The sequence below is a fragment of the Pseudoalteromonas sp. 13-15 genome (assembly GCF_001468205.2).
GTDB classification, from domain to species: domain Bacteria; phylum Pseudomonadota; class Gammaproteobacteria; order Enterobacterales; family Alteromonadaceae; genus Pseudoalteromonas; species Pseudoalteromonas marina.
This window is the reverse complement of sequence record NZ_CP019162.1, coordinates 1,311,260-1,332,031: the sequence shown is the minus strand read 5'-3', so window position 1 is coordinate 1,332,031 and position 20,772 is coordinate 1,311,260. Positions and strand designations below refer to the sequence as shown.

The 20,772-nt window shown below is 38.5% G+C and carries 14 protein-coding genes; 9 read left to right on the top strand and 5 right to left on the bottom strand.

The window, feature by feature from the left end; all coding sequences use genetic code 11:
• Nucleotides 1-3 precede the first annotated feature (3 nt).
• The 3 genes from ATS72_RS06210 to dinG are packed head-to-tail and all read right to left on the bottom strand — an operon-like array spanning nt 4 to nt 3,465.
• Nucleotides 4-612, bottom strand: coding sequence for a primosomal replication protein (locus tag ATS72_RS06210; protein ID WP_008129307.1), 609 nt, complete (start codon nt 610-612; stop codon nt 4-6).
• 1 nt (nt 613) lies between these two features.
• The gene (locus ATS72_RS06205) at nt 614-1,390 is read right to left on the bottom strand and encodes a TSUP family transporter (protein ID WP_058429457.1); all 777 of its coding nucleotides are present in this window, start codon (nt 1,388-1,390) and stop codon (nt 614-616) included.
• The gene (gene dinG / locus ATS72_RS06200; RefSeq protein WP_058429456.1) at nt 1,390-3,465 is read right to left on the bottom strand and encodes an ATP-dependent DNA helicase DinG; all 2,076 of its coding nucleotides are present in this window, start codon (nt 3,463-3,465) and stop codon (nt 1,390-1,392) included. The genes ATS72_RS06205 and dinG overlap by 1 nt, the downstream gene beginning before the upstream one ends.
• Before the next feature lie 60 nt (nt 3,466-3,525).
• Between dinG and ATS72_RS06195 the strand changes: the two genes are divergently transcribed.
• The 5 genes from ATS72_RS06195 to ATS72_RS06175 all read left to right on the top strand — a co-directional run bounded on the left by ATS72_RS06195 (nt 3,526) and on the right by ATS72_RS06175 (nt 12,164).
• Nucleotides 3,526-5,886, top strand: a complete 2,361-nt coding sequence (locus ATS72_RS06195) for a DNA polymerase II (RefSeq protein ID WP_058429601.1) — start codon at nt 3,526-3,528, stop codon at nt 5,884-5,886.
• A gap of 331 nt (nt 5,887-6,217) precedes the next feature.
• Nucleotides 6,218-8,812, top strand: coding sequence for a TonB-dependent receptor (locus ATS72_RS06190; RefSeq protein ID WP_082652822.1), 2,595 nt, complete (start codon nt 6,218-6,220; stop codon nt 8,810-8,812).
• Nucleotides 8,813-8,875: 63 nt separating this feature from the next.
• A complete protein-coding gene (locus ATS72_RS06185) occupies nt 8,876-9,805 on the top strand; it encodes a class I SAM-dependent methyltransferase (protein ID WP_058429454.1) in 930 nt (309 codons plus the stop codon).
• Nucleotides 9,806-9,992: 187 nt separating this feature from the next.
• A complete protein-coding gene (locus ATS72_RS06180; protein ID WP_058429453.1) occupies nt 9,993-10,295 on the top strand; it encodes an H-NS family nucleoid-associated regulatory protein in 303 nt (100 codons plus the stop codon).
• 117 nt (nt 10,296-10,412) lie between these two features.
• Nucleotides 10,413-12,164 (top strand): DEAD/DEAH box helicase, encoded by a 1,752-nt coding sequence (locus ATS72_RS06175; RefSeq protein ID WP_058429452.1) that lies wholly within the window; start codon nt 10,413-10,415, stop codon nt 12,162-12,164.
• Nucleotides 12,165-12,185: 21 nt separating this feature from the next.
• On the opposite strand, the gene ATS72_RS06170 is transcribed toward ATS72_RS06175, so the two are convergent.
• Nucleotides 12,186-12,521 carry a ribonuclease E inhibitor RraB gene (locus ATS72_RS06170; protein ID WP_008129315.1) on the bottom strand — a complete coding sequence of 112 codons (336 nt, stop codon included), beginning with the start codon at nt 12,519-12,521 and terminating at the stop codon, nt 12,186-12,188.
• Between the two features lie 202 nt (nt 12,522-12,723).
• Between ATS72_RS06170 and ATS72_RS06165 the strand changes: the two genes are divergently transcribed.
• The 3 genes from ATS72_RS06165 to ATS72_RS06155 all read left to right on the top strand — a co-directional run bounded on the left by ATS72_RS06165 (nt 12,724) and on the right by ATS72_RS06155 (nt 19,216).
• Nucleotides 12,724-14,448 carry an autotransporter assembly complex protein TamA gene (locus ATS72_RS06165; RefSeq protein ID WP_058429451.1) on the top strand — a complete coding sequence of 575 codons (1,725 nt, stop codon included), beginning with the start codon at nt 12,724-12,726 and terminating at the stop codon, nt 14,446-14,448.
• On the top strand, nt 14,448-18,137 hold the full coding sequence (tamB, locus tag ATS72_RS06160) for an autotransporter assembly complex protein TamB (protein WP_058429450.1): 3,690 nt from the start codon (nt 14,448-14,450) through the stop codon (nt 18,135-18,137). The genes ATS72_RS06165 and tamB overlap by 1 nt, the downstream gene beginning before the upstream one ends.
• A 194-nt stretch (nt 18,138-18,331) precedes the next feature.
• Nucleotides 18,332-19,216, top strand: a complete 885-nt coding sequence (locus tag ATS72_RS06155; protein WP_058429449.1) for a peptidylprolyl isomerase — start codon at nt 18,332-18,334, stop codon at nt 19,214-19,216.
• Nucleotides 19,217-19,274: 58 nt separating this feature from the next.
• Here ATS72_RS06155 and queF read toward each other — a convergent pair whose 3' ends face one another.
• Nucleotides 19,275-20,120 (bottom strand): NADPH-dependent 7-cyano-7-deazaguanine reductase QueF, encoded by an 846-nt coding sequence (gene queF, locus ATS72_RS06150; RefSeq protein WP_006794065.1) that lies wholly within the window; start codon nt 20,118-20,120, stop codon nt 19,275-19,277.
• 59 nt (nt 20,121-20,179) lie between these two features.
• On the opposite strand from queF, the gene syd reads away from it, so the two are divergent.
• Entirely contained in the window at nt 20,180-20,719 is a 540-nt protein-coding gene (gene syd, locus ATS72_RS06145; protein WP_058429600.1) for a SecY-interacting protein, read from the top strand.
• The last annotated feature ends 53 nt before the right edge of the window (nt 20,720-20,772 follow it).

Here is a 20,772-nt window from a genome sequence, read left to right as displayed (position 1 = left end):
GCCCTAACGGAGTTGCTGTTTTTCTACTTGTTGTATTTTATCTTCAGTGGCTGAAATGGCTTTTCTGCATCGACCTAAACGTGCGTGAGTACTTAATATTTCAAGGTTAAGCTTTTGAGCTTTTGCTGGGGATGCATTTTCCATTTGCATTTTACGCTCTTCTATCATCAGCATTAAGCGGCGCTCAAACTCATGGTTTTGTTTTAACTCGTCGTAAAGTTCATGAGAAGACTGCATCACTTTTTTTACAGCTTGCTTATAAACAGCTTGTTTTGGGCGAGGTTTATAGCGGCTTTTATTTTCTTTTTCCCAAATTGGTGTTGATTTAATGACATTAAATACGGCCTGAACTTGCGACGCAATTCGCTCTAACGCATAGGTATAAGCATGGCGGTGATCGCTCGGTGGTAAGCTTGCCACTTCTTCTTCTATTTCGTTTACGTAATCAACCAGGTTCATGCTTTTAGTTTGAAAAACAGCGCGGTCAAATAGGCTAGGTTGTGCTTGCATATAACGGTTTTTAGCAAACAATTTAGCTCTGTCAAATTGCTCAGCTTGTTGCTTGAGCGAAGTAACTTGCTGTTGTAGTTTTTCTAATGCATTCACTTGCATGCTAAAAGTAAGCCTCGTAAATGAGTTTTAATGCTAAAAGTATAACCATGGTATTAAAAACAGGGCGTATAAATTTACTACCAAACCTAATTGCAGAGTGCGCACCAAACCAGGCTCCTAACATAATAAAAAAGCCCATTGTTATACCAAGCAAAAAGTTTACATGCCCTAAAGCTACAAAGGTTATAAGAGAAATAAAGTTAGACACAAAGTTCATAGAGCGGGCTAAACCGCAATTAAGAAGCAAGTTCATTTTATAAAGCATGCCGTTAGACGCGGTCCAAAATGTGCCGGTGCCTGGGCCTGCTAATCCATCAAAAAAACCGAGTGCTAGGCCTTGGACCCACTGCTTTACTTTCATTGCATTGTTTAGTTTTGGTAACTCATCACCTTGTGTGGTGCTCAAATTTCCAAATAAGCTGTAGCAGGCAACAACAATAATTATAATTGGTAGCAACTTATTTAAAAAGTCGATGCTTAAATAATCAACAATAACCGTGCCTAGTAGCGCGCCTATTGCGGTTGCAATAATTGATGCCAACCAAAACTTGGGGCTAAAAAGGTTTTTTTTGTAATAGGTAAAACTTGCTGTTAACGAACCAAAGCTCGCAGCGAGTTTATTAGTACCTAATGTTAGGTGTGGTGGTAAACCGGCCGTAAGTAATGCGGGCACGGTTAACATGCCACCGCCACCGGCTATTGCATCTATAAAGCCTGCTGCCAATGCAACAGCACATAAAATTACCCAAGTTGTCGGGTCGAGTGCGAGTTCAAACATTAATAGTCTATTTGTCTTTTAAATGGTGGTAGGGTGTCGAGCATGGCTTTACCGTAGCGTTTGGTTACTAAACGCCTATCAAGAATAGTAATACAGCCTTCGTCACTCTCTTTTCGCAGCAGTCTACCACAGCTTTGTACCAATTTCTTAGCAGCATCTGGGACTGTAATTGTTAAAAACGGATTACCGCCTTTGCTTTGCACAAATTCTGCTTGCGCTTCTTCTATTGGAGAGGTAGGCACAGCAAAAGGGATTTTTGTGATAATGAGGTTCTCTAAATATTTACCAGGTAAATCAAGACCTTCTGAAAGGCTTTGCGTACCAAATAAAATACTACCTTTACCACTATCAATATTTTGGCTGTGTTTTTTAAGCAGTGCTTCTCTCGACATCTCACCTTGTACTAATAAGTTAAAACCTTTTGTTCTAAGAAACTTTGCTACATGGTCCATTTGCCAGTACGAGGCAAACAAGACTAAGTTTGCCTTTTTAGTGCTTAAATACTCTGGCAAAGTGGTTGCTAAGTGATCGCTAAAGTCTTTATCTGTAGGTTCAACTTTAGACACAGGGATGCGTAATATAGCCTGTTTTGGGTAATCAAAGGGCGAGGGAACCTTTATAAATTTAACGCCTTCCTCTTTTGCTAAACCACTTTCATAAGCAAAATGGTCAAACGAACCAAGTGCACTTAATGTGGCAGAACATAAAACAGCGCCGGCGCACTCGTTCCAAAGTTTGTCTTTTAGGTAGTAGCCTACTTCAATGGGGCAGTCGCTTAAAAGGTGGTCATGATGACTTTTGTACTCAAGGCGTTTTATCCAACGTGCGTGGGGTATGCCTTCTCCTTTATTGGCATAACTAAACCATAATTTATTTAGTTGTTCTAAACGATTAATGTAGTGACCGCTTTCAGCAAGAATAGGATCGGCAACATAAGGTTTTATGTCGCCGTCGCTCACATCTTGTGTAAGGGTGTCGTGCATTTTATTTAAACAACGTAGTGCATCTTGTGTGGCTTCGCTTATATCTTTTGCTTTGCTGTGTAGCGATTTGGGTATTTCACCATGTTCGAAACGGTATGTGTCGTCTTTTGAATATTCGAAGTCAGCATTATCAAGAATATCTCTCACTACTTTTAGGTCTTTATTTGCATCGTTTATACTATCGCAAAGCTTAAAGTTTTGACCTATGGCTCTTTGTCCTACTAGCACTTTTGCCATTTTTCCACTGAATTTAGTGAGCTTATCGAGCCATTCTATTGTGCCTTTAATGGTTGCTGCAGCAGACGAAAAATCGCGTGTTATATGGGCTAAATGGTGTGCTTCATCAATTACATAAATAGTGTTGTCTGGCTCGGGTAAAATTTTACCACCGCCTAAGTCTAAATCAGCCAGTAGCAAAGAGTGATTAATAACCAGCACATCCATTTGCATGAGTTGTTGGCGAGCTAATTGAAATGGGCAAGTCAAATGCGCTTTCATTTGGCGCTGACAAGCATGCTTGTCACAAGCAATTAAATTCCAAACTCTGTCGGGAATTGTATCTGCCCAGCTATCTCTATCGCCTTGCCATTTTTTATTTACGTAAGCATCGTATAGCTCTTGCAAGCATTTGCTTTCCATATCACTTAATGGAGAGGTAAGCGTTGGCATAAAGTCCATTTGAGTTTGGCTATCACCATTAACAGCATTATGTAGTTTATGGGCGCAAATATAGCGGTGGCGTCCTTTAACTAAATCAAACTTAAAGTCGAGCCCAGAATGTGTTTTAAAAAAAGGCAGTTCCTTTGCAATTAATTGCTCTTGCAATGCAACGGTAGCCGTAGAAATTACTAGCTTCTTCTTTTGTGCCAATGCTAAAGGCAAGGCCCCCAAACAATAAGCAAGTGACTTACCGGTACCTGTGCCAGCTTCTATGACGCAAATTCGTTGTTTTTTGTGATACTCACCAGCCAATGTTTTTGCAATTTCTGCAACAAGGTAATTTTGACTGCTGCGCGGCCTATAATCATTCAGGTTTTTAGCCACATGCTGATGCACTTGCCTAATAGTTTTTTTTAGAGAGTCAGAAAGCATGGAATGATTTGCCTAAAGTATGTATATAATTACAGTGTGTATATTAAGTGGGATCGTGCATTGACACAAGCAATCTATCAGGGCTTTATTTTATCAAGGCAACAATATTCGTCTAAACATAGTGAGGGGATCACACTATGCTATTGGCTTGCATCCGATCACGGCCCAATTAAAGTTGTTATTGAAAATCAGCAAGCTGTGTTTTTTATTGCACAAGATCAACAGCAACATGCCCAGCAGTTATTAGATAGCGCACGTATAAGTGTTAATTTTAAAACAATTGAAATGAGTCACTTTAACGGCAAAGCCTGTGTTGCCTGCTATTTTAACAATACCAGCAGTCTTTATAAGGCACGAACATTATTTGAAAACACCATAACTATTTACGAGGGTGATATTCGCCACAGCGATCGCTTTGTAATGGAGCGCTTTATTAGAGGTGGTGTTTGGGTTACTGGAGATGTTAGTCAAAAAAACGGCTTTTTACTTATACAAAACGCAAAGTTGAAAGCAAATACAGATTACACACCCAAGCTTAAGTCGCTGTCATTAGATATTGAATGTGATGGGGAAGGCGTGCTGTTTTCAATTGGTCTTGTTGGTAATGGACTTGACTGCGTTTTAATGATTGGCGAACCACACAATCATAGTGAACAAATCAACATTGACTGGTGTTTAGATGAGCTTGAGTTACTTACAAAGTTACATACTTATTTAAGTAGTAATGATCCCGACATTATTATCGGGTGGAATGTAATAGAGTTTGATTTTTCAGTACTTAATGCCCGTGCCGAAGCGCTTGGAATTTCCCTTAAATTGGGCAGAGATAGCCAACCAATTAATATCAATATGGGGCACTATACTCGCCTTACGTTGCCGGGAAGATGTGTTGTTGATGGAATTGACACTTTAAAAAATGCGACTTATCACTTTGATAATTACTCTTTAGGGAACATTGCCGAAAAAGTATTAGGTGAAGCCAAGCTAATTCAATCAGAAAACCGGTTAGGCGAAATTATTCGCCAATTTAATGAGGATAAACTGACTCTAGCGGCTTACAACCGCCAAGACTGTATTTTAGTTAATCGTATTTTTACTAAATTAAACTTATATGAATTTGCTATTGTTCGCACACAGCTAACAGGCCTTGAGCTTGAACGAATGGGCGGCTCTGTGGCTGCTTTTACTAATTTGTATTTACCCTTGCTGCACCGCAGTGGTTATGTAGCTCCTAATTTAGGCGACCATGGTTTGTCTTTTGACAGCCCTGGTGGCTACGTGATGGACTCATTGCCTGGGCTTTATAAAAATATTTTGGTTTTAGATTTTAAAAGTTTATACCCCTCTATTATGCGCACTTTTTGTATTGACCCTCTAGGATTAATAAAAGGGTTAAATGCCCCTAATGATGCAATACAAGGCTTTAATAATGCAGTGTTTTCTCGTAGTGAGCATCATTTACCAAAGTTAATTGAATACCTAACTAAAACCCGTCAAAACGCCAAAGACACCAACCAACCAATGTTATCGCAAGCAATTAAAATTATTATGAACAGCTTGTATGGCGTACTTGGATCTAAGGGATGTCGATTTTATGATCCTCGTTTATCAAGTTCTATTACGCTGCGCGGCCATGAAATTATGCAAACGACGCGTAAATGGATGGAGGAGCTTGGGTACAGTGTTATTTATGGTGATACAGACTCAATTTTTGTAAAAGTGGATGAGAGCTTAACTGCCCAATGCTGCAATAAAATTGGTAATGAATTGATGACTCATATTAATCATCAGTGGGAGCGGCATATAGCGAAGCATTTTAATTTAAAAAGCTATTTAGAAATTGAATTTGAAACCCATTACAGTCCCTTTTTTATGCCTACAATTCGCGATAAAAAAACGGGCTCTAAAAAACGTTACGTTGGTAAAATAGTAAAAGGTGATGAATCTAAAATCGTCTTTAAAGGTATGGAAACCGTGAGAAGTGATTGGACTGAATTTGCCCAAGAGTTTCAAAAAGAGCTATTTGAGGCTTTGTTTGATTCACAATTTGAAATCGCCCAACTGGACGAAATAGTAAAAGATTATACTAAGCGACTTTTTGCCGGTGAGTTTGATCAAAAGCTTGTTTACAAAAAACGCCTTGGTAGAAATCTAAACGATTACGAAAAAAATATTCCACCACATGTACAAGCGGTAAAAAAACACAAGGCAGAACATCCTGACTTTGAAGTAAGGCGTGGGCAAATTATAGAGTATGTTTATGCGATGTCAGGGGCAGAAATATTTAATGGAAAAAATGCACTTAATTACCCATTATACCAACAGAGACAGCTGGTTCCGATATCTGCAGCAATATTTGATGCCTTAGTGATAGATAATAAAAAAAACAACCTCGGTCAGCTTTTTCTGCCTGATTTTTAAGCTCTTTGCTTATTAAATTTGCGTTGAACTACAAAACTTACAAAAGTAAATATTTTAATTTGAAGTGAAAAAAGCAACAAACTGTTAATGCACTAAATTTAGATTGTTTATTTATTTGTTAATTAACAATAGTTTAAGATTTATTTTTTTTTGATGTAATTTACGTTTAGCTCTTTTTAGTAATTAATTATTAACGCAACGTTAATTCCTTGTTGACCTTGCTCTTTCACTAGTATTATCATTGAAGGCACAGTGATTGGGGTACTCAATACGTTTTGTACCGCTAGACTGAAAAAATTATAATTAATAAATGTATTCCTGGGAGAATCAAATGTTAAATAACAAAGTTTCAAAAGCAGTTCGCTTAGCGATCGCTTTTGGCGCAGCATCTACAGCTGCATTTTCAGCAAGTTCTTTTGCTGCAGAAGAAGATTCTGCAGAAAAAGTTGAGCGTATTGAAGTAACTGGTTCACGTATCAAACGTGTTGATATGGCTGGTGATTTACCAGTAACAGTTATCGACCGTACTGCAATCGAGCTTAGTGGTGAAACTTCAGTAGCTGATTTATTACGTAATACTACATTTAACAGTCTGGGTTCGTTCCGTCCGCAGTCTGGTAGTTCTGCTCAGGGCGCTACTACGGTAAGCTTACGTGGTTTAGGTTCTGACCGTTCTCTAGTTTTAGTAGATGGCCGTCGTTTACCTAAGTCAACTCTTACTGGTTCAAGCCAAGATTTGAACTCAATCCCAATGGCAGCTGTTGAGCGTGTTGAAATTCTTACAGATGGTGCTTCTGCACTTTACGGTTCAGATGCTATCGGTGGTGTAATTAACGTAATTTTACGTAAAGACTTTAATGGTGCAGAAGTTACTTTAGGTTCTGGCCGTATTGAGCATGAAGGCGGCGACCGTGAAAATGGTTCTGTACTTTTCGGTGCTTCTTCAGATAACTCTCGTGTACTTGCTGGTGCATCTTGGAGTGGTCGTGACATTGTTTACGCTCGTGACTTCCCATGGTACAGCCCAGGTGGTTCAGTTTATTCAAACAACTTCACAACATTCACAACTACAGATGGTGAAAGAGCAAGTAATTTTGATTTCTTCTCTCCAGAAGCTACATGTGAAGGCGTAGGTAATGAAAACTTCTACCGCATTGGCGCACGTTGTGGTTTTAACTTCGCAGCAGTATCTGCTGATGAAGCGTCAATCAAAAACCGCTCAGCTTTCGTTAAAGCTACATACGATGTGAACGATGACTGGAGTATTTACACAGACATCAATATCGCACAAACAAAATCATTTGGTCGTTACGCACCTGGTCTTGATACAACAGCTTACGATTCATCACCTGATACAGTATTTATCAGTGCAGATAGCCCTAACAACCCAACTAACCCTAACAGCCCAATCTACGATGCTTCTCTAGAAATGGAACAGCAAGGTCTAGATTTCTGGCATCGTTTTGCTGCGTTAGGTAACCGTGACAACAACTTATCTACAGAGCTTAAAGATATCGGTTTTGGCGCTAAAGGTATGATTGGTGACGTTTCTGTTGAAACAGGTGTTCGCAAAACAATTAACGAAAGCCACAACGTAGGTACAGGTTACATCCTTCGTAGTATTGCTCGTCAATACATCAACGACGGTACTTACATGCTAAATGACCCGTTCGGTGCATCTGAAGAAGTTAGAGGCGCAATGACGGTAACTACTTCACGTACTGGTAAGTTTAACCAAGAAGAGTTTTATGCAAATGCTGCGTTTGACCTTATGGAAACTGACGCTGGTGCAATTCAAGCATTCGTAGGTTTTGAATACCGTTCAGAAGATTATGCTGACGTATACGATTCACTTTCTGCAGCAGGCCAAGTAGGTGGTTCTTCAGGTAGCAGTGCAGGTGGCGCACGTTCAGTTCGTGGTTTATTCTTTGAAACTTTAGTTCCAGTAACTGAAGAGTTTGAGCTTAACTTTGCAGGTCGATACGATGATTACTCTGACTATGGTTCAGATTTCTCACCTAAAGTATCAGCACGTTACAACCCAATTGATGACTTAGTACTTCGTGCATCATGGGGTAAAGGTTTCCGCGCTCCTTCATTACCAGACCTAACTCAACAGCCTTCTGAATCAGCTGATTCAGTTTCTGATGAAGCTACATGTTTGGCAATTGGTGAAGCTGCAAATTGTTCTTCACAAATCAATGCTACAGTTATTGCTAACCCTGACTTAGGTTCAGAGCAGTCTGACCAATACTCACTTGGTGTTGTTTACCAAGTAACAGATGCTATTTCTGTAGAACTTGATTACTACAACATTGAAATCACTAACCGAATCCGTGCTTTCGGAGCTCAAGCTATCATTGATGCACGTTTACGTGGTGACTCTGTGCCAGATGCGTTCACTGTATCTCGTTCACCAAACGGTGCGATTACTAGTCTTGTTCGTGGTTTTGGTAACGATGGTAGCTTAGAAACTTCAGGTATCGATTTTAAAGCTAACTCAATGTTTGAATTTGGTGATGCTGGTACTTTAAGAACTAACTTCAACCTATCTCACATTGTAGATTACAGCACAGATGGCGGTCGTAACTTCGTTGATGATCCAGGTGTACCGCAAATGCGTCTAAACCTGTCTAACGTTTACTCTATCTCTGATTTTGATTTCACTTGGAATCTAAACCTGATTGATAGCCAGTGTGAAGACATCACTGCAGATGGTGAGTGTGAAGGTCACATTCCTTCATGGGTAACTCATGATTTACAAGTAGCGTACAACACACCTTGGAACGGTAAAGTGAGCTTTGGTGCACAAAATGCATTTGGCAAGCAGCCACCACTTTTCGGATACGATGGTCGTGACTACAACTTTAACCTTTACTCAGGTTTTGGTCGTACAATGTACTTAAACTTTAAACAGTCTTTCTAAGTTTTTAGTTTAGATATTACAAAGAGTGACTCTTGAGTCACTCTTTTTTTTGGAGAAAATAAAATGCACTGGGATCATTACTGGGACCTTACAAAAGCTTTATCTAGTTTTGGTGATGCAAATACAGCCCTAGGTTACCCAGGAGAAGTGTTAAACTTTTGGGATGACGTTGTATTAGAAAAAGGAGAAGGTGCTGTTTATCTTGATTTAGCAACCGGTAAGGGAGCTTTAGCAATCTGGCTACAATGCCTTTTAAAAAGAAAAAACTTATCTGGCTCGGTGTATGGCTGCGACTTAGCAAACATTGATGAGTTAAAAATTACCAGTGATGTTGACGAAATTAATAGTGCTATTAATAAAATTAAGTTTCAGTTTAATACTTCATTAGAAAATCTACCTTATCCAAATGAGTATTTTGATATATTAGTTAGCCAATTCGGTTTTGAGTATTCTAATTGGTCACACTCTTTAAATGAGGCACGTAGAGTGCTTAATAAAGATGGTGAAATTATATTAATGATGCATCACCCTGATTCAGTTATAACCAACGATTGCAAAAGCGGTTTGAAAATACTTAATTGGATGTTGGAAAACAATATATTAAATGAACTTGAAAGCTTAGTAACTTTGAAGCTTCAAGGTCATATTGAGTTATTTCAGACACGAAATAAAGAAGTGATTCAAAAAATTCAGAGCTTAAATATATCCAATGATGAAGAAAAGCTCTGGTTTGCAGATATAATGTCTAAAGTATCAAAGATAATGCTAAATATTGATCAAACGAGTAAAACAAAATTAAATAGCTTACAAAATGCTTTAAGACAACAAATTGAAAGGTTATTAGATCAAACTTCTGTTGCATTTAGTGAAGATGAAATTTACGAAAAATTTGAAGCTGCAAAGCTTAAAAATATGAAAATGTCTATTGCGACATTCAATGTAAATAATGAACTGTTTTGTTGGCAAATAAAAATTTCTCCAAAGGAAATGTAGCTTTAATTTAGTTAACAGTTTATATCAATTTTGTTTTTAAAAAAGTTGAGAGTTTTTTAGTTATTTTGTGTATTAATTTTAGTAATAGCAATTTCTTATTTTTTAAATCTTTATTCTTTGTCATAGTTATTTTAAATTAAAGTATCTATACTTATTTTGTTATGTTTATAAATTTAAAGAGATATAAATGAAAGAAGTTCGAGCTTTTATAAAGACTGCATCCTTAACTGAACTTGAAAAAGCACAACAATTAGTTACTGATGCAATTTCAAAATATACCCAACAGCAAAAAGCAAAACAGGAAGTTTTGGATCTTTTAAAAGAAAAAGGACTTACGTTAGAAGATTTACAAGACACATCAGCAGATAAGCGCACTAAGGTTAAAGCTAAATATCGCATTGAAGTTGATGGTGAATTCATTGAGTGGACTGGCCGTGGCCGCCGCCCAAAAGCGTTTGAAAATGTTGATTTACAAAAACACTTAGCTTAACAATATAAAAGAGAGGCGCAGCTTCTCTTTTTGTTTCTTGCCAATAATTTTAATAAAGCTAAAAAACGTCATCCGTTATTAGATAAAGTATTCTTATTCAAATCCAATTATTTTCCCATGAGCTATAAACTTAGACCCTATCAGCAAGAGGCGGTTGAACGCACCGTTATTCATTTTAGAAAAACCAATGATCCCGCAGTTATTGTGTTGCCAACAGGTGCAGGTAAAAGTTTAGTCATCGCTGAGCTTGCCCGTATAGCTAAACAAAAAATATTGGTCCTTGCTCATGTTAAAGAACTTGTAGAGCAAAATTCACAAAAATATAAAAGTTTTGGTTTAGAGGCGAGTATATTTTCCGCAGGTTTAAAAGAAAAATCTTTAACCCATCAAGTCACTTTTGCTAGTGTGCAGTCACTTTCACGTAATTTGGATAAACTCAATGAGCATTATTCTTTACTTATTATTGATGAATGCCACAGAGTAAATGGTGATAAAAAAAGCCAATACGGCAAAGTTATAAGTGCATTACAAGCGTACAACCCGCATTTAAAAGTATTGGGCTTAACGGCTACGCCTTATCGTTTAGGCATGGGGTGGATATACCATCACCATTATCATGGTTTTGTTAAAGGGACGACAGAAAGCCCATTTAAACGTTGTATATTTGAATTGCCGCTTAGGTACATGATTAAAAATAACTATTTAACCCCACCAAATGAAGTTGATGCTGCCATTAGCCACTACGATTTTTCGTATCTAGAGACGAATGCGTTTGGCCAATACACTGCCGATGATATGAACGCGCTTTTAAAAAGTAACGAGCGAGCAACTCAGGCTATTCTTAAACAAGTGATTGCTTATAGCGAGCAGCGCAAAGGTGTAATGGTTTTTGCGGCAACAGTTATGCATGCCCAAGAAATATTAAGCTACTTACCAACAGCCCAAAGCGCGCTAATTACAGGCGATACGCCTAATATCGAACGCGATAAAATCATTTCTGCGTTTAAAAGTAAAACGTTAAAGTATTTGGTTAATGTTTCTGTATTAACAACCGGCTTTGATGCGCCACATGTCGATTTTATTGCCATCTTGCGTCCTACAGAGTCTGTAAGCTTATACCAACAAATTGTAGGTCGGGGCTTACGATTATCAGAATCTAAAACCGATTGCTTAGTGATTGATTATGCCGGAAATGGTTTTAATTTATTTCACCCTGAAGTAGGGGATAAAAAAGGCGACAGCGATAATGAACCTGTACAAGTACTTTGTCCAGGTTGTGGGTTTGCTAATATATTTTGGGGTAAAACGGACTCTGCTGGCAAAGTTGTTGAGCATTTTGGTAGACGTTGCCAAGGGTTATTAGAAGACGATGAAGGTAGCAAAGAGCAGTGCGATTATCGTTTTAGATTTAAAGAGTGTGAGGAATGTGGTGCGCAAAACGATATTGCTGCTCGAAAATGCCACGACTGCGGCGCTATAATGGCTGATCCTGACGACAAGTTGCGTAATGCGCTAAACTTAAAAGATGCATTAGTGCTTCGTTGTAGTGGGCTAACAGTAACTCAACTTAAAGACGAGCTAATCAAAGTTACTTATTTTGACGAAGACGGCACTAGTTGTGATGAAGTTTATAACCTTGCCAGTAAAGGCGGTCAGTTTATCTTTAATAAACAATTTGGCAAACGGCTTGCGCATGGACAAAAACCAACAGACTTTAAAGCAGCAGAACAGGTAATTAAAGCGCAGTTAGACTTGGTGCCCCCTGACTTTGTGATTGCGCGAAAAAGTAAAAAATATGGTTGGAAAGTAGCAGATAAGCTATTTGATTATAAGGGGAGTTTTAGAAAGGCAAATCAGTTAAGTCGTTAAACTTAACTGATTTTTAATATATTAAGCGGCGTCTTCGTCCATTAATCCCCAGCCGTCACCGTAACCGTTATAGCCATTCGCTATACTTTCTAGGTACTGTTCAGCTTGGCCTAGTAATGTGTGCTCTGGTACCATTTGTACATGAGTGATTACTTCCCAAACGCCAGTGTCTTTGCATTTTTCGACGTCAGCGGTTTGTACTAATGCATCAGAAACAATATCTTTAGCAAACTTATCAGCATCGGCTTGTTGCTCAAATAAAATGAAAAAGTCGATTTGCTGCATTTTGCTTAAATCGACGCCTGCAGCGGCTATTTCGGCTAACAGCTGGCCGTTTTCGTCATCTGGAAATTGCATTAAAAACTCATCTAAAAATAATTTTGTGTTCGTTGGCACTATTGTAACTAAAATATTGTCTTAACGCGTACTAATTTTATCTTCTTCACATTTCATATTTAAACTGAGTTTGTCATTAAGTTAATGTGTTGGTCATTATGGCTATGTTAATATGCGCCACATTAGCTCGTTTTAAGTAGTATATAAGAGTAAGGATATTTGCTTGTTTATTAAGTTTTTACGTTGCATGTGCATTGCCATTGTTTTTATGACTGCAAATTCCTATGCGGCAGAAAGAGTCATCGAAGACTACAAAATTAAAGGCATAAATGGTGATTTAGAAAAAAACGTAGCGCTATACCTAAAGCAGCTTAAAGGTGAAAAACCAACAAGAACCCTTCAACGTTATGCTAAAAGCCAGGTACAAAACAGCATAAAAGCACTGGGTTACTACAGCCCAACAGTTGAGGTTGAATTTGATAAAGACGTTAGTGAACTCGTTGTCAAAATTGAGCGTGGTCCTGCAACACGGATAGACGCCATTAATATTACATTAAATGGTGAAGGGAAGAACGATAAACAATTACAAACCCTTATTAAAAATACCAATTTAAAACAGGGTGATGTGCTAAACCATGGTAACTATGAGTCAGCGTATAAAAAAATAGAATCCATGCTTTTGGAGCTTGGCTATTTTGATGCTAAATGGCCTGCCCGCAAATTAGAAGTTTCAATTAAAAAAAATAGTGCCGTTGTCACGTTTGCGATTAATACTGGTGTGCGTTATCAATATGGCAGTATTGAAATTACCAGTGATACGCCAGCTGAAAAATATATTCGTTCTTTGTCACCATTTACTCAAGGACAACCTTATAAATCAACTAACATAGCCGACTATAACCTTGAGCTTTCGAGCACACCTTATTTTGCTAGTGTGCGTGTTTATGCTGATATTACAGCGCGCAAAAACGCCCAAGTTCCTATCAAAGTTGAGGTTGTTCCTAAGCCTGCAAATAGCTTTGAAATTGGCGGCGGTGTTTCTGAAAGTGAGCCTAGGTTCCGTTTTAAGTGGAGTAAACCTTGGATCACAGAGGATGGCCATTACCTTGATACAAATATGAATATAGCCGAAAAGCAACAAGATCTCTCAATGGCATACACGGTTCCTGTAGACGACCCTAATGATGATTTATGGCGTTTTTCAGTGGGTTATAAACTGGAAGACGAACTTGCAGATGATGTCTACAGCGAGATATTAACCGCACAATTACAAAGGCAGTGGCTTACTGAGGAAAATTGGGTAAGAACAGCGTTTTTACGCAGAGACCAAGAGACGTATCGTCTGGGCGATGATCCAGAAGAGTCGACTGAAATGTTAATGCCCGGAATTAGTTATGCTCGCAAAAGTTTAAAAGGCGGAACGACTCCTTATTGGGGCGAGCAATGGCTTATATCAGCAGAGTTTGGCCTAGATGATGCGCTTTCCAGCACGAATTTGTTGAGGGTTCAATTACAGCATGCATGGCTTCGTACATACCTTAATAAGCATTTAGTTTTTCTTAAGGCAAACATTGGCGCAATGCTAGTTGATGACATAAATAATGTACCTTATTCACTGCGGTTTTATGCCGGCGGTGATCAAAGCGTTCGTGGTTTTGCTTATCAGTCAATTTCGCCAGAAAATGATGATGGTGAACTAATAGGGGGTAAATATTTGCTTGCTGGCACTATGGAGTACAACTATCAGTTTGCTCAAAATTGGCGTGCAGCATTATTTGTTGATGGTGGTACTGCTACGAATGATTTTTCAGATGAATTTGAAGTGGGTGCTGGTTTTGGTTTTCGATATTTAACGCCTGTGGGCCCTGTACGAATAGATCACGCTTGGGGCTTAACTAAAGATAGCAAAAGTACCCGTTTGAGTATTACCATAGGGCCAGAAATTTAATGTCAATATTAAAAAAAATAACAGCCACAGTAAGTGCAATTTTAGTTTCGCTAATTATTAGCGTATTTTGTTTATTATTTACTGCACCCGGTAATCAATTTATTGCCTATACGGCAAATAAAGTTGTTGATGGATTACACATAGAAATTAAAGATGGCCGCTTTATTTATAACGATGCGTTTAATGTTCGTTTTAAAAATAATGGTCTAGATTTTAATGCCCAGCAATTAAAAATCGATTTATTTTGGTGGCAGTGTGATGGTATCTGTATTGATAATTTAAGCGCTAAATCTATAAAATTAACCCTGCCAAAAGCAGTTGAGGCAGAAGATGAAACACCCTCTGAGCCCCTTGAAAAAATTACTTTACCTTTTAATGTTTCAATAAAAAATATAGCGGTTAATGAGTTTACATTAAACCACCCTAGTGCAGATGTGAGCGTTAATAACTTTAAACTATCAGCTAAAGCTGAAGGTTCAAAACTCACAGTAAAAAGCTTAAATATCCCGAGTATACTTGTTGCTTTAAAAGAGCAAGAACAACCTGCCAAGGCGCAAACTGCTCAAAGCAACAAAGCTGCACTTATGCAATTACCAGCACTTCCTGATATTGAATTTACATCACCCATTGATTTAGCCATTAAAGCGTTTGATATTGCAAAAGTAACAATTGAGCAGGGCGATGCGCAGCATAATATCGAAAACATTTCGCTGCTATTAAGTGTAGAAGATGCCGTGATTAATTTGCAGTCGCTTTCAGCTACCTATGAGCAGTGGCAGCTTAATACCCAATTAGATGCAGAGCTTTTAGGTAATTTGCCTGTAAAAGGCTTAGTGACTTTAAAAAGTGACGAGCACCAAGCAAACTTAGAGTTAAACGGTGATTTAGCTGGCTTATCTATAGATTTAGAAACGAGTGGCCAATATCCGCTCACGTTAACAGCGAATGCTAATTTAAAGCAAAAAAATTACCCATTTGAGCTAAGCGGCAAAATTAACCAATGGCTTATTGATGCGCAAAGTAATGAGCTTAAAGTTAAAAATGTAAGCCTTAACGCTAATGGTAATGCCGATGACTACCAACTCAATTTGCAGGCAAACAGCCAATTAGGTGCTTATCCGGCTGTTAATCTTAATACTCAGCTAACAGGCGGTTTAACTCAAGCTGCGCTTAAAACATTAAGTATTAAGGCTCACGAAAGTAGCGCGATTATAAAAGCTAATGTTGATTGGCAACAGGGCATTAAAGCAAGTTTTAACGGCTCGCTTTCAAACCTAAAATCGCAGTATTTTACGGATGCGGTAACCAGCGATATTTCAGGGCGATTTAAAGGCTCATTCAATGCTGCAGAAAGCTCGTGGCAACTACAAATGGATGATACTAAGCTAAGCGGATTATTAAACGAGGTACCCCTTAAGTTTGCGTCAAACTTTCAGCTTGATGATGCATTAAAAGCCAATATTGATAGCCTTTATTTAAGTAGCGGCACTAATGAATTAGTACTAAGCGGACAAGTTGATGATACGTGGAAAGTTGACGGTAAAATAACACTTCAAAGTAATGAAGAGGCAAATTTGCCATTTGTTGCCGATGGCAACGCCGATTTAAAAGTAAGAGGGCAGAGGCTAACACCTTCTGTCAATTTAGCGTTAATACTTGATAGCTTCATTTTTAATGAAATCAATATAAATAAACTGACGGTAAAAGGGCAGTTAGATACAGCCGCTGATTGGCAAACTGACGTATCGTTAAGTGTTGGCTCGGCGCTTGTGGCTGATGAGCAAATTAATAGTGTAAAAGTTGATATTAGCGGCGATAAAACAGATCACCAACTTACAGCATCTGTAGATGCCGAGCAAGGCAGTGCACAGCTTGAAGTAAATGGCAAAATTAATAACGCTACCTGGAATGGTGAGTTTAGTAATGTAACGCTAAGCGACAAAAAGTTAAGCTTTAGCAACACTAAAAATATTGCTGTTATGTTTAACTCGCAAAACGGTAATTTTAATGTAAGTGCGCACTGCTGGGCTACTCAGCAAAGCGAGCTTTGTATAGACACGCTAGCTCAATCTAAAGCGCTAGGCCAGTTAAATGCTAAGTTAAACAATTTAGCACTTGAAGAGCTTAAACACTTTTTACCCGATAACATTCGCACCCGTGGTGATGTAAAAGGTAATGTGGCGCTTAATTGGAATGCAGGCGCTCTTAAAACATTACGGGCAAGTTTAAATGCAAGTGACTTAACCACTGTTTTAACCTCAGAAGAAGATCGCTTTAAATTACCTATAGAAACACTCAGTATTAGTGCTTTTTCAGACTCTCAAAAAGGGCAGCTTGAAGCAAAAATAGAGTCAAGCGTGCTAGGTAAAATTAATACACACATTAATATTAATGACATACAAAATACGCAGGCGCTTAATGGCTCTATTAATATTGATAAAATATTACTTTCAGACTTACAACCATTTCTTGAAACTCTTGAGCAATTAAAAGGTGATATTAGCGGTAAGGTCGCACTTGCGGGTACGTTAAAAGATCCACTATTAAATGGTGAGCTTAACGTAAACGATATAAACCTTGAGGGTGAACAGCTTCCTATTGCGCTACAAAAATCAAATATAAACATATTATTTGATAAAACGACCGCCACAATAGAGGGCAATTTAAACGACAATCAAGGTGGCAATGTAAAGCTAAACGGTGATGTTGATTGGCAAGGTGAACAACCTGAAGTAAATGTAAATGTGCAAGGCGAGCAGTTTTTTGTACGCGCACAACAAGGCGTTACTTTTAAAGTATCGCCAGATTTAAAAATAGGGTTAGCTAATAATGCACTTAAATTAGCGGGTGAAGTAGTTGTACCTTATGGTCGTATTACGATTGAAGAGCTTCCAGAAGGCGCTGTGCAGGTTAGTGACGATGAAATTATTGTTGATCAAAAAACTGAAACCAACGAAAAGGTACCATTTGACTACGACATAGACTTAAATGTGATCGTTAAAAATGACGTTAAAGTAGAGTCGTTCGGATTAGAGTCTAAAGTGGCTGGTGATTTAGCGATTAAAATGAGTCAAGGTGTTCCAATTATTGCAACGGGTGAGCTTAATTTAATAAATGGCACTTATTTAGCATTTGGCCAAGATTTAATTATAAGAACTGGCCAAGTGGGCTTTAGTGGCTCCATTGAACATCCCTATTTGAATATTAAAGCAATCAGAAACCCAGCTAATACAGCAAATGGTGTTATAGCTGGTGTTACGCTTACGGGAAATGTTAAAGAACCCACTCTAAAGCTGTTCTCTGAGCCTGCAATGGATCAGGCGCAAACCTTAGCATACTTACTCAATGGACAGCCGCTAGGAGAGGGGGAGGGAGCATCAAGCAACGCTATGCTTGCCCAGTTATTACTTTCTCAAGGGGTTAGTAGAAGTGAAGGGGTTGTGTCAAAGGTAGGTGAAACGTTTGGTCTTTCTGATGTTAGCTTAAGTTCGTCAGGAAGTGGTGACAGCACTAAGGTAGAAATTTCAGGCTATGTTGCGCCTAGCTTGCAAGTTAAATACAGCGTTGGGGTATTTGAGTCACTCAGCGAAGTGGCCATTCGTTACCAGTTGTTGTCGCAACTCTATATAGAGGTAACCAGTGGTTTATATCAAAATGTTGATGTGCTCTATAAATTTGATTGGGACTGAACTATAAGCTCTACAGCCTGATGAACTGTCAGGTTGAATTTGCAGCAGCCTGTTTGGTATTTGGGCAAGGAAGAGCCTATGTATTATGGTTATCACCTATAAATTGGCGATAACCTCGCATTAATGTCAAACAGACCCTAGGCAAGTTAGATTGCTTAAAGCTACTTTTAAATAATAAAAATAAAAGGTTGAATATGAAAACACGTTTTTCAATTTATGTAATGGCTCTTTTGTTGAGCGGCTGCGCTACAACAGCTAACAATAAATCCGTTATAAATATACAAACACCACTTAGTGCCAATGATGTAATAAAAAATGCAACTGCAGATGAGTGGCAAGTAGTTGATCCTAAAAATATTTTAAAAATAACCTTACCTACTGGTTCGGCTTACATAGCATTAAATACGCAACTAGCTCCAAAACACACGCAACATATTAAAACGTTGGCGCAAGAAGGCTTTTATAAAAACACCCGTGTCTATCGTTTTGTAGAAGGGTTTGTAGCACAAGGCGGCGACAGCTCGGGTAAAAAAGAAATAAAAACAGCGAATAAAACCGTACCTGCAGAGTTTTATTTACCAACATCGCAACCATTAAAAATTACCGAGTTAAAAGGCGATGGATACGCGCCTGTTACGGGGTTTTTAAATGGTTTTGCTGTTGCGCAAAACCAAACACAGACTCAAACATGGCAAGTGCATTGCAATGGCGTATTTGCAATGGCACGCGCTAATGATATAAACAGCGCAAGTACTGAGTTTTTTGTCACTATTGGGCAAGGCCCTCGTTACCTTGATAAAAACATTACCGTGTTTGGAAGAGTACTCGAGGGTATGGAACACTTTAATCGTTTGCAGCGTTTACCCACTGAGGGACTGGCGTTTAATCCAATAACGAATATTGAAGTGTTGGCTGATGTTAATAGCGATGCAACAGTATTCAAGGTAATGAAGACAAATTCAGCATCGTTCAAGCAACTGATAGATGCACGTAAAAGCCGAACGGAACCCTGGTTTGTCCAATCGTATAATTACGTTGATGTATGTGGTATGCCTATCCCAACAAAGCGCGTTATTTAAATATTAAAAAAGGAGCTGAGGCTCCTTTTTAATGTTTATGTTTGAGTGTTTAACGTATTTACTGGCGATTAATCTTAACGGCAAACGGTGTTTCGTTATAATGCGTAGAACGGTATGGGTTTATGTCTAATCCCCCTCGGCGTGTATAACGTGCATACACTTCAAGCTCTTTAATGTTGAGTTGCGTGGTTAAGTCACTATAAATGCGCTCTACACATTGCTCATGAAACTCGTTATGTGTTCTAAACGATATTAAATAACGTAGTAGCGATTCACGGCATATCTTCTCGCCTGTGTATCTTATAATAATGCTCGCCCAATCTGGTTGAGACGTTATTAAGCAATTAGATTTTAGCAAATGGCTATTGAGTGTTTCGGTTACTATTTCATCGCTATGTGCTTTAAGTGAATAAGCATCAATATCATAGTTATCTATTTCAATATCTAAATCATCAATGCATTCCCCAGGCAGTGCAGTACAGGGTAAACAGTTAAAATCGTCCGCTTTGTATAGGGTTACTTGTACCGGACTATTAACTGCGCCTGATAAGTCATCGATTAAATGTTGCTTAACTGTGTTTATGCTCTCAAAACGAGTTTGATTAAAGCTGTTTAAATAAAGCTTAAACGATTTAGACTCAATAATGTGGCTGCTTTGGCATGCAAAAGTAAATAAGGCGACAGCCACTTGCGGTTTACCTTTGGCGTTTAACCACGAAAGTTCGTAACCTGTCCAAATATCTTGGCCTTTAAATGGCAGTTCGGCTTCATCAATATTTAAAGCATCACGATTTAGCTTGCGCGCAATTGGAAAAAGCAAGCTTGGCGTATAGTCGTCTACATACTCAGTAGATTGTCCTAATACACTGCCTTTAAGGTCTGGAGAGTTGCTGTAATCTGTCATGTTTGCTCTTAAATAGTTACAATGTGCGCATTATATCTAATTTAATTGAGTTTCACAGTATGTCTGTAGCATTGCTTTTAGAACAACTTCACCATCAATTTAGCGAAAATACCCTCAAAAACACTGCTAAGTACCCACTTATAGCACACGATGAACAATGGTCGAGTCCGTGTGAGCTAGGCGAGGTTGACGAGCAAGGAAATATTCAATGGCAAGGCGTACGTCAGCAGCCAGCAGGCTCATTAAACAATTTAGCTAAGGCATTAGAGCTTGAGTTTCCAACAGCGTTAAGCGAACTTTATGGGCACATGTACGGTGGTAGCGTATTGGCAATTATTGACGGACATCAAATTGAACTGTTGCAAGCATGGAATAGCGACGACTTCGATATGCTTCAACAAAACATCACTGGTCATGTTTTAATGAAACGAAAGCTAAAACAACCCGAAACTGTGTTTATTGGTTTAACAGATAAAGAAGATTTACTGGTCAGTGTGTTAATTCATACCGGAGAGGTGTGTCTAGAGCACGTCGGTAAAAAAACGCACCACGTACTTGCACCAAATATAGAGTCGTTTTTAAAAGCGCTTGAAGTATAAAACGTCATTAATAAATCAGCTTAGCAAGATCGCTGAGCTGATTTTAAAAAGTC

Excerpts from the sequence above, each read along its gene's own strand:
- ATS72_RS06210 (WP_008129307.1), bottom strand. The coding sequence starts at position 612 with ATGCAAGTGAATGCATTAGAAAAACTACAACAGCAAGTTACTTCGCTC.
- ATS72_RS06205 (WP_058429457.1), bottom strand. The coding sequence starts at position 1,390 with ATGTTTGAACTCGCACTCGACCCGACAACTTGGGTAATTTTATGTGCT.
- dinG (WP_058429456.1), bottom strand. The coding sequence starts at position 3,465 with ATGCTTTCTGACTCTCTAAAAAAAACTATTAGGCAAGTGCATCAGCAT.
- ATS72_RS06190 (WP_082652822.1), top strand. The coding sequence starts at position 6,218 with ATGTTAAATAACAAAGTTTCAAAAGCAGTTCGCTTAGCGATCGCTTTT.
- ATS72_RS06185 (WP_058429454.1), top strand. The coding sequence starts at position 8,876 with ATGCACTGGGATCATTACTGGGACCTTACAAAAGCTTTATCTAGTTTT.
- ATS72_RS06180 (WP_058429453.1), top strand. The coding sequence starts at position 9,993 with ATGAAAGAAGTTCGAGCTTTTATAAAGACTGCATCCTTAACTGAACTT.
- ATS72_RS06175 (WP_058429452.1), top strand. The coding sequence starts at position 10,413 with ATGAGCTATAAACTTAGACCCTATCAGCAAGAGGCGGTTGAACGCACC.
- ATS72_RS06170 (WP_008129315.1), bottom strand. The coding sequence starts at position 12,521 with ATGCAATTTCCAGATGACGAAAACGGCCAGCTGTTAGCCGAAATAGCC.
- tamB (WP_058429450.1), top strand. The coding sequence starts at position 14,448 with ATGTCAATATTAAAAAAAATAACAGCCACAGTAAGTGCAATTTTAGTT.
- ATS72_RS06155 (WP_058429449.1), top strand. The coding sequence starts at position 18,332 with ATGAAAACACGTTTTTCAATTTATGTAATGGCTCTTTTGTTGAGCGGC.
- queF (WP_006794065.1), bottom strand. The coding sequence starts at position 20,120 with ATGACAGATTACAGCAACTCTCCAGACCTTAAAGGCAGTGTATTAGGA.
- syd (WP_058429600.1), top strand. The coding sequence starts at position 20,180 with ATGTCTGTAGCATTGCTTTTAGAACAACTTCACCATCAATTTAGCGAA.